Genomic DNA, 9,216 nt, shown 5'->3' with positions numbered 1-9,216 from the left:
CTGTATCCGCTGGCCGCCGGCAAGGCCAAGGAAGACCCGGCTTTCCGCGACCGCGCCCGCAAGGCGACGGCGGAGCTGCAGGGCGGCCGCCCCGGCTACCGCGCCCTCTGGAAGCATTTCGTGGCGGTCAGCCGCGAGGCGCTGAAGCGCGAGTACGGCGACCTGTCGGTCGATTTCGACCTGTGGAACGGCGAGAGCGACGCCGATCCGCAGATGCCCGAGATGCTGGAGCATCTGAAGGCGACCGGCCTGCTGGTCCCCGACGACGGGGCGCAGGTGGTGCACGTCGCCCGGCCCGGCGAGACCCGCAAGAAGAAGCTGGCCGACGGCTCGGTGATCGAGGCCCCCTCCCCGCCGCCGCTGCTGGTGATCAGCTCGGAAGGCTCGGCCATGTACGGCACGACCGACCTGGCCACGATCCTGGACCGCAAGAAGGCGCTGGCGCCGGACCTGGCCCTGTACGTCGTCGACGAGCGCCAGGCCGAGCATTTCGAACAGGTGTTCCGCGCCGCCTATCTGGCGGGCTACGCGGCCGAAGGCGCGCTGGAGCACCTCGGCTTCGGCACCATGAACGGCCAGGACGGCAAGCCCTTCAAGACCCGCGCGGGCGGCGTCCTGAAGCTGCGCGACCTGATCGACCAGGCGACCGAAAAGGCGCGCGAGCGCCTGCATGAGGCCAAGCTGGGCGACGACCTGCCGCCCGACGCGTTCGAGGCCATCGCGCACAAGGTGGCGATCGCCGCCCTGAAGTTCGCCGATCTGTCGAACGCCCGGACCACCAGCTACGTCTTCGACCTCGACCGCTTCATGAGCTTCGAGGGCAAGACCGGTCCCTACCTGCTGTATCAGGCCGTGCGCATCAAATCCCTGCTGCGCCGGGGCGAGGAACAGGGCGCCCGGCCCGGAGCCATCGTCATCGCCGAACCGGCGGAGCGCGACCTGGCCCTGACGCTGGACGCCTTCTCGCAGGCGGCGGCCGAGGCCTACGACAAGCGCATGCCGCACGTGATCGCCGAGCACGCCTACCGGCTGGCGCAGTCGTTCTCGAAATTCTACGCCGCCTGCCCCGTGCTGGCGGCGCCGGACGAGGCGACCAAGGCGTCGCGGCTGGCCCTGTCGAAGGCCACGCTGGATCAACTGGTCCTGACGCTGAGCCTGCTGGGAATCGACACGCCGGAGCGGATGTAGGCTAGACTGGCGGGGCCTTTCAGGAGCCCCCTCATGTCGCTCGACGCCTATATCGCCGGCCTGCCCAAGGCCGAGCTGCATCTTCACATCGAGGGCTCGCTGGAGCCCGAGCTGATGTTCGAGCTGGCGCAGCGCAACGGCGTGGCCATTCCGTTCGACAGCGTCGAGGCCGTGCGCGCGGCCTATGATTTCTCGAACCTGCAGGACTTCCTGGACATCTATTACGCCGGGGCCAACGTCCTGCTGACGCGCAGGGATTTCGAGGACCTGGCCTTCGCCTATTTCCAGCGCGCCGCCGCGGACAACGTCCGCCACGCCGAGATCTTCTTCGATCCCCAGACCCACACCGACCGAGAGGTACCCTTCGCCGTGGTGGTGGAAGGCCTGATCGCGGGCATGGAGCGGGCGAAGGCCGAACTGGGCGTGACCAGCGGCCTGATCCTGAGCTTCCTGCGCCACCTGAGCGAGGACGAGGCCTTCGCCACGCTGGAGATGGCCAAGCCGTACCTGCACCACTTCATCGGCGTCGGGCTGGATTCGTCCGAGGTCGGACACCCGCCGTCGAAGTTCCAGCGCGTCTTCGCCGCTTCCCGGGAACTGGGCCTGAAACTGTGCGCCCACGCCGGCGAGGAAGGCCCGCCCGCCTATGTGCACGAGGCGCTGGACCTGCTGCACATCGACCGCATGGACCACGGCAACCGCTCGATGGAGGACGAGGGCCTGATCCAACGGTTGGCGAAGGAGCAGATGACCCTGACCGTCTGCCCCCTGTCGAACCTGAAGCTCTGCGTGGTGAAGGACCTCAAGGACCACCCGGTCCCGGAGATGCTGCGCCGGGGCCTACACGTCACCCTGAACTCGGACGATCCCGCCTATTTCGGCGGCTATGTGAACGCCAACTACGCCCGGCTGGCCGAGGCCGTGGGCCTGACCCGCGAGCAGGTGACCCAGATCGCCATCAACAGCTTCGAGGGCAGCTTCCTCGATGAGGCGGACAAGGCGGCCCGGATCGCGGAAGTGAAGGCTTACGCGAGCGTCTGAACCCCACCTCCGAGGCGGGTCGGTTTACGGGCACGGATACTGGCGCCGGATGACCTCGCGCAGGCCATCGGTGATCGTCATGCGTCGGCGGCGGGGTTCGGGGATCGCCTTGAGCTGATTCAGGACGGTCTCGGTATTGAACGTGAAGGTCTCGGGTAGACACGTCTGAGGCGGCTGGTTCGCCTCCCGCGCCCGATACTGCGCCGTGGCGATGAGTATCAGGCCAGCTTCGACCTCGCGCTTAAGGCGACGATAGTCGGACCGCAGAAGAGCCAGCGGATTGCGTGGAATGCGGTCGGCCGTGGCGATGAACTCGTTCAGCGGCATGGTCTGGGCGGAGGCCGAGCCCGGCAGGGCGGCCCCCAGCATCGCGACACCGACGATGATCCATACGATCCGCCACATCCCCAACCTCCCTTGTACAGCACAGCTACAGGATGTCGTTTTAGCTGAACGCGAAATGAACGCCGCCGCCGCACGGATGGGGGCGCGCTCGCATGGCGTGAGCACCCGCCGCCACCGCCCCGTCATTGGCGGCGATCCGCCCGCCCACGCTTGACTTCGCGCCGGAGTCGGGGCCTAGGTCCGCTCGCTCTCGCGGGAGAGATCGGGGTCCGGAAACGGAGCCCGGAGCCGAAGGCGCAACCGCCCCGGAAACGCTCAGGCAAAAGGACCGCGAAAGCGCACGGACGCTGGAAAGCCGCCGCATGGCGCGCCGACGGAGCAAGTCCCGGATCACGTCCGGGGCGGAATCTCTCAGGCTTCAGGACAGCGGGGGCGCGAAGACGGCGGAGCTTCCGCCAAAACCCGCGACCGCGAGAGTCTGATGACCGATCAAGCCTTGAAGACCACTCCCCTGAACGCCGCGCACCGCGCGCTGGGCGCCCGCATGGTCGGCTTCGGCGGCTATGACATGCCGGTGCAGTATGAAGGGGTGCTGGCCGAGCATCGCTGGACCCGCGAGCACGCCGGCCTGTTCGACGTGTCGCACATGGGCCAGTGCAAGATCACCGGCGCGGACGCCGTGACCCAGTTCCAACGCTTCGTGCCCGGCGACTACCAGGTCCTGAAGTCCGGCCGGCAGAAGTATTCGCTGCTGCTCAACGAGAGCGGCGGCATCATCGACGATCTGATGGCCGGCAAGCCCGACCACGACGGCCTGTTCGTCGTCGTCAACGCCGGCAACAAGGACGAGGACTTCGCCTTCTGGGAAGCCAACCTGCAGGGCGACGCCAAGCTGACCGTGCTGGACCGCGCCCTGATCGCCATCCAGGGGCCCGAGGCCGCCGAGGTCATGGCGGCCCACGATCCGGTCTTCGGCGACTTCGGCTTCATGGACAGCGCCCGCCTGATGCTGTTCGGGGTGGACTGCTACGTCTCCCGCTCGGGCTACACCGGCGAGGACGGCTATGAGATCTCGGTCCCGGCCGCCGACGCCGAGCGCATCTGGAACGCCATCCTGAAGGACGCCCGCGTCAAGCCGATCGGCCTGGGCGCCCGCGACAGCCTGCGCCTGGAAGCCGGCCTGCCGCTGCACGGCCATGACATCGACGCCTCGACCAGCCCGGTCGAGGGCGCGCTGACCTTCGCCCTGTCCAAGTCGCGCAAGGAAGCCGCTGACTTCAACGGCGCCGACCGCATCCTGAAGGAACTGGCCGACGGCCCGAGCCGCGTCCGCGTCGGCCTGAGCGTCAAGGAAGGCGCCCCGGCCCGCGAAGGCGCCGAGATCGCCGACCTGGACGGAAACATCATCGGCACGGTCACCTCGGGCGGCCCCTCGCCGACGCTGGGCCGCAACATCGCCATGGGCTATGTGCCCCCCGCCTTCGCCGAACTGGGCACGGACCTGAAGGTCCTGGTGCGCGGCAAGCCCGCCGCCGCCGAGGTCGTCGCCATGCCCTTCGTCGCCCAACGCTACTACCGCAAACCCAAGGTCTAAGGATCACTCCCATGCGCTTCACCAAGGATCACGAGTGGGTCAAAGTCGACGGCGACATCGCCACCGTCGGCATCTCCAAGCACGCCGCCGACGCCCTGGGCGACGTGGTGTTCGTCGAAACCCCGGACGCCGGCAAGGCCGTCTCGAAGGGCGACAGCTTCGCCGTCGTCGAGAGCGTCAAGGCCGCCTCGGACGTCTACGCCCCGGTGTCGGGTGAAGTCGTCGAAGGCAACGCCGTCCTCGCCTCGGCTCCGGAAACCGTCAACGCCGACCCGGAAGGCGAAGGCTGGTTCGCGAAGATCCGCGTCTCGGACGCCTCGCAGCTGGACGCCCTGATGGACCGCGCCGCCTACGACGCCTTCCTCGCCACCCTCTGACGCGGTGTTCACGGTCTACTTCAGCCACGCGACGACGACGCCGTTCCAGCCAGGCCTGCGCCAGCTGGTCGAGGCGGCGCTCGTAGACAGCGGGGCGGAGCGGACCGGTCTGGAGGCTGAAGTCCGGCTCAACGACGGGGCGCTTCTGTATCTGTTCGGGGAAGACGAGAACGAGGGGATGCTCGCCGAGTATCCCGTCCTCACCCCGACGGTCGCCGAGGCGCTTTTCGCGATCCTGTCGAGGACCAACAGCTTTCTGCTCGGCGATCTCCGGGGCGCAGCCCTGGTGCGCCTGTCGGGCGTCGTGGGCGAGCCCCGCGCCCCCCTGATCTTCGCGCCGCAGATCACCGAGTTTGAGTCCGCCGACGACCTCCTGGAACTGCTGAAGCAGATCCACGAAAGCCGCGAGGACTCCGAACCCGCCTCCCGTCCAACGCCCGCCCCGGCGGCGCGACGCCCTTCAAAGCCCGGCCCGGGCTCCTTCATCCTCGATCTCCTCTTCGGGAAAGCTGTCTAGATGCGTTACCTCCCCCTGACGCCCGACGACCGTGAGGCCATGCTGGCCGCGATCGGCGCCAAATCCATCGACGACCTGTTCGTGGACGTGCCGCAGGCGGCGCGCCGCGAAGGCTTCGTCGACCTGCCGCGCGTGGCGGGCGAAATGGAAGTCGAGCGCACGCTCTCGGCCATGGCCAACAAGAACGCCTCGGCCGGTTCGGTGCCCTTCTTCTGCGGCGCCGGCGCCTACAAGCACCACGTCCCGGCCACCGTGGACCACGTGATCCAGCGGTCGGAATTCCTGACCAGCTACACCCCCTACCAGCCGGAAATCGCCCAGGGCACGCTGCAGTACCTGTACGAGTTCCAGACCCAGGTCGCGAACCTGACCGGCATGCCGGTGGCCAACGCCTCGCTCTATGACGGCTCGACCGCCATGGCCGAGGGCGTGCTGATGGCGACCCGCGTGACCCGCCGCAACAAGGCGGTGATCTCGGGCGGGGTGCACCCGCACTACGTCCGCGCCACCGAGACCGTGGTCCACGCCGTCGGCGTCGAGACCCTGGCCCTGCCCGCCGCCGTGGACGCCGAGGCGGACGTGATCGCCCAGATCGGCCCGGACACAGCCTGCGTGGTCGTCCAGACCCCGAACGTCTTCGGCACCGCCACCGACGTGACCAAGATCGCCGAGGCCGCTCACGCCGCCGGCGCCCTGCTGATCGTCGTGGTCACCGAGGCCGTGTCGATGGGCCTGCTGAAGTCGCCCGGCGAGATGGGCGCCGACATCGTCGCGGCCGAGGGCCAGTCGATCGGCAACGCCCTGAACTTCGGCGGCCCCTACGTCGGCCTGTTCGCCACCCGCGAGAAGCTGATCCGCCAGATGCCGGGCCGCCTGACCGGCGAGACCGTGGACGCCGACGGCGAGCGCGGCTTCGTCCTGACCCTGTCGACGCGCGAGCAGCACATCCGCCGCGACAAGGCGACGTCGAACATCTGCACCAACTCGGGCCTGTGCACCCTAGCCTTCACCATCCACATGAGCCTGCTGGGCGAGACGGGACTGCGCAAGCTGGCCCTGCTGAACCACGAGAAGGCCGTGGCGACCCGCGACGCCCTGGCCGCCATTCCGGGCGTCGAGGTCCTGACCCCGCGCTTCTTCAACGAGTTCGCGATCAAGCTGCCGAAGAACGCCGCCGAAGTGGTCGACACCCTGGCCGGACACCATGTGCTGGCGGGCGTGCCGTACAGCCGTCTGGCCCCCGACGCGGGCATGGACGACGTGCTGCTGGTCGCGGCCACCGAAACCACCCTGGATCACGACATCAAGTTCCTGGCGAAGGCTCTCGCCACGGTCCTGGCGGCCTGAGCGGAGATCGAACGATGAGCACCATGAACACCGTCGGCCGCCCGACCGCCCCGAACCAGGTTTCCGAGAAGCCCGCCACCCTGACCGGCGGCCGCGGCCTGCTGCAGAACGAAGCCCTGATCTTCGAGGGCGAAGGCTGGGGCAAGACCGGCGTTGACCTGCCGGAACCGAAGACGACCGGTTCGGACCTCGGCGATCTGGTCCGCAAGGATCCGATCGGCCTGCCGGGCCTGAGCGAGCCCGAGGCCATGCGCCACTATGTGCGCCTGAGCCAGAAGAACCACGCCATCGACCTGGCCATCTATCCGCTGGGCTCGTGCACGATGAAGCACAACCCGCGCCTCAACGAGAAGATGGCCCGCCTGCCCGGCTTCTCGGACATCCACCCGCTGCAGCCGATCTCGACCGTGCAGGGCGCGCTGGAGCTGATGGACACCCTGGCCCACTGGCTCAAGACCCTGACCGGCATGCCCGCCGTCGCCCTGTCGCCCAAGGCGGGCGCGCACGGCGAGCTGTGCGGCCTGATGGCCATTCGCGCGGCCCACGAGGCCTCGGGCCAGCATGAGAAGCGCCGCAAGGTTCTGGTGCCGACCTCCGCCCACGGCACCAACCCGGCCACCGCCGCCTTCGTCGGCTATTCGGTCGTGGAAGTGGCCCAGACCGACGACGGCCGCGTGGACGTCGCCGACCTGGCCTCCAAGCTGGGCGACGACGTCGCCGCCATCATGGTGACCAACCCCAACACCTGCGGCCTGTTCGAGCGCGACATCCTGGAGATCAGCCGCCTGACGCACGAAGCGGGCGCCTATTTCTACTGCGACGGCGCCAACTTCAACGCCATCGTCGGCCGGGTCCGCCCGGGCGACCTGGGCGTCGACGCCATGCACATCAACCTGCACAAGACCTTCTCGACGCCCCACGGCGGCGGTGGTCCGGGCGCGGGTCCGGTGGTGCTGTCCGAGGCCCTGGCTCCCTTCGCCCCGGCCCCGTGGGTCGTGCACGACGACAACGGCTATCGCCTGGTCGAGCGCGAGGAAGACGAGGCCGCCCAGGCCTTCGGCCGCCTGTGCGCCTTCCAGGGCCAGATGGGCATGTACGTCCGCGCGCTGAGCTACATGCTGAGCCATGGTTCGGATGGCCTGCGTCAGGTGGCCGAGGACGCGGTCCTGAACGCCAACTACATCAAGGCCCGCCTGCAGGACCTGATGAGCCCGGCCTTCCCGGACGGCCCGTGCATGCACGAGGCCCTGTTCGACGACGAATGGCTGAAGGGCACGGACATCACCACGCTCGACTTCGCCAAGGCGATGATCGACGAGGGCTTCCACCCGATGACCATGTATTTCCCGCTGGTCGTCCACGGCGCCATGCTGATCGAGCCGACGGAAACCGAGTCCAAGGCCGAACTGGATCGCTTCATCCACGCGATGCGCCTGTTGGCCGAGGCCGCGAAAGCCGGCGACGTCGATCGCTTCAAGGGCGCGCCCTTCCACGCCCCCTTGCGCCGCCTGGACGAAACCCGCGCCGCCCGCTCGCCGGTGCTGCGCTGGACCGCGCCGGCAGGGTCGAACCAGGCGGCGTAAGGGCGACGGATAGGCCCCGTCATCCCAGGGCTTGTCCCTGGGATCCATACTCCCAGCGCCAGACGAAGGCGCATTCTGCGGAAACACCGGGAGTATGGATCCTCGCCGCAAGGGCGAGGATGACGAAGGTTGAAGAGGGGTGACCTCCCCCTATTGTGTCCTGGAGGCAACAGCCAGAAGCCCTTGATCAATCATGACCAAAGCTTCACGCCGTAGACACGGATCGGCCATGGACACACGGTCTTAACGAGCCTGTGGCAGGCTGGCCACGGTCGCTCTTTCCTCTCCCGAGTCGGGATCGGGCGGTCGTGACGATCGTTGTCACAGGACCTCCCTCCTCTCTGTCTGGCGCCGACTTGACCTTCGCAACCGCGATCCGCCTTCCGTCCTACCGCGCGCGCAGCCGTACGCTTCGCGCGCTGAAGCGATGGGCGCTGATGGCGGGCGGGCTGTTCGTGGTGCTTCTGGGAATTCTGATCGCGCCCCTGCCGGGTCCAGGCGGCATTCCCGTCATCGCCGTCGGCCTGATGCTGATCCTGAAGAGCTCCTTCTGGGCCAAGCGGCTGTTCATTCGTGCCCAATACGCCCGGCCCAAATGGGTCTATCCGTTCCGGCGGCTCATGCGCAAAAAGCCGGAGTTCGCTCCTGTCTTCTGGCAGCAGGCCCTGCGCGCCGAGAAGGTCGTGCTTAAGAGACCCCGCCGACGTCTGACGCGGTTGCGGAAGATGCTTCGTCGCTATTTCCGGAAGCTTTTCCGCTAGTTGACAGACCGTCTCGCGGTTGCGTTGTCGCAACTGCTAACCACATCATCGTGAACGCCCTTCTCCCTCTACAGGCGTATTCTGTCTGGGCGTTATCAGAGAACCACCAAATGCGTTGGGAGGCGCTAAGGTCATGATGTCACGCGTACAAAAGGGCATGATCGCGGGCGTCGCCGCGACCGTCGCCGTTTCCTTGCTTGAAATACCCAACCTGTTCCTGAACTGGTTCGACCCGTTCCAGGGGGTCATCGCCACCATGATCGGCATGCCTGGAAACATGGCCGTCGGCTGGGCGATCCACGCCTTCAGCGGCGTCTTCATCCTGGGGCCGTTGTTCGGTCTGATGTGTCCCCGCCTGCCCACCGACACTCCCGAGACCAAGGGCATTGTCTTCGCCGTCGGGGCGTGGGTGGTGATGATGGGCGCCATCATGATGTTCGGAGACTACCGAACCTTCACCGCA

10 protein-coding genes and 1 riboswitch are annotated in these 9,216 nt (G+C 67.7%); of the genes, 9 read left to right on the top strand and 1 reads right to left on the bottom strand.

The features are described 5' to 3' along the window. Positions 1-1,188: arginine--tRNA ligase (argS, locus tag Q0C81_RS11635; RefSeq protein WP_291837840.1), on the top strand; the 1,188-nt coding region annotated here is incomplete at its 5' end. A gap of 33 nt (positions 1,189-1,221) precedes the next feature. Continuing rightward, entirely contained in the window at positions 1,222-2,229 is a 1,008-nt protein-coding gene (locus Q0C81_RS11630; protein WP_291837838.1) for an adenosine deaminase, read from the top strand. Between the two features lie 24 nt (positions 2,230-2,253). Here Q0C81_RS11630 and Q0C81_RS11625 read toward each other — a convergent pair whose 3' ends face one another. Next, entirely contained in the window at positions 2,254-2,634 is a 381-nt protein-coding gene (locus tag Q0C81_RS11625; RefSeq protein WP_291837836.1) for a hypothetical protein, read from the bottom strand. A gap of 183 nt (positions 2,635-2,817) precedes the next feature. Continuing rightward, positions 2,818-2,915, top strand: a riboswitch (glycine riboswitch). Positions 2,916-3,055: 140 nt separating this feature from the next. Between Q0C81_RS11625 and gcvT the strand changes: the two genes are divergently transcribed. The 7 genes from gcvT to Q0C81_RS11590 all read left to right on the top strand — a co-directional run. Further along, complete coding sequence (gcvT, locus tag Q0C81_RS11620) at positions 3,056-4,168, top strand: glycine cleavage system aminomethyltransferase GcvT (protein ID WP_291837834.1); 1,113 nt, start codon at positions 3,056-3,058, stop codon at positions 4,166-4,168. Positions 4,169-4,179: 11 nt separating this feature from the next. After that, positions 4,180-4,545, top strand: coding sequence for a glycine cleavage system protein GcvH (gene gcvH / locus Q0C81_RS11615; RefSeq protein ID WP_291837832.1), 366 nt, complete (start codon positions 4,180-4,182; stop codon positions 4,543-4,545). Positions 4,546-4,549: 4 nt separating this feature from the next. Continuing rightward, a complete protein-coding gene (locus Q0C81_RS11610) occupies positions 4,550-5,062 on the top strand; it encodes a hypothetical protein (protein WP_291837829.1) in 513 nt (170 codons plus the stop codon). Continuing rightward, positions 5,063-6,409, top strand: coding sequence for an aminomethyl-transferring glycine dehydrogenase subunit GcvPA (gcvPA, locus tag Q0C81_RS11605; RefSeq protein WP_291837827.1), 1,347 nt, complete (start codon positions 5,063-5,065; stop codon positions 6,407-6,409). It abuts the gene before it with no gap. A 14-nt stretch (positions 6,410-6,423) separates the two neighbouring features. Then, the gene (gene gcvPB / locus Q0C81_RS11600) at positions 6,424-7,992 is read left to right on the top strand and encodes an aminomethyl-transferring glycine dehydrogenase subunit GcvPB (RefSeq protein ID WP_291837824.1); all 1,569 of its coding nucleotides are present in this window, start codon (positions 6,424-6,426) and stop codon (positions 7,990-7,992) included. Positions 7,993-8,300: 308 nt separating this feature from the next. Then, positions 8,301-8,753: a hypothetical protein gene (locus Q0C81_RS11595; protein WP_291837821.1), complete on the top strand. Its 453-nt coding sequence runs from the start codon at positions 8,301-8,303 to the stop codon at positions 8,751-8,753. Between the two features lie 136 nt (positions 8,754-8,889). Further along, positions 8,890-9,216 (top strand): DUF6789 family protein (locus tag Q0C81_RS11590; protein WP_291837817.1); only part of this gene is annotated, 327 nt, incomplete at its 3' end.

The organism is Brevundimonas sp. (assembly GCF_023259385.1).
Classification (GTDB): domain Bacteria; phylum Pseudomonadota; class Alphaproteobacteria; order Caulobacterales; family Caulobacteraceae; genus Brevundimonas.
The sequence above is the reverse complement of the archived record's forward strand: the minus strand, read 5'-3'. Positions and strand labels throughout refer to the sequence as shown.

What these genes read in the sequence shown, in the direction of transcription:
- Q0C81_RS11630 (WP_291837838.1), top strand. Translation starts at nt 1,222, where the DNA reads ATGTCGCTCGACGCCTATATCGCCGGCCTGCCCAAGGCCGAGCTGCAT.
- Q0C81_RS11625 (WP_291837836.1), bottom strand. Translation starts at nt 2,634, where the DNA reads ATGTGGCGGATCGTATGGATCATCGTCGGTGTCGCGATGCTGGGGGCC.
- gcvT (WP_291837834.1), top strand. Translation starts at nt 3,056, where the DNA reads ATGACCGATCAAGCCTTGAAGACCACTCCCCTGAACGCCGCGCACCGC.
- gcvH (WP_291837832.1), top strand. Translation starts at nt 4,180, where the DNA reads ATGCGCTTCACCAAGGATCACGAGTGGGTCAAAGTCGACGGCGACATC.
- gcvPA (WP_291837827.1), top strand. Translation starts at nt 5,063, where the DNA reads ATGCGTTACCTCCCCCTGACGCCCGACGACCGTGAGGCCATGCTGGCC.
- gcvPB (WP_291837824.1), top strand. Translation starts at nt 6,424, where the DNA reads ATGAGCACCATGAACACCGTCGGCCGCCCGACCGCCCCGAACCAGGTT.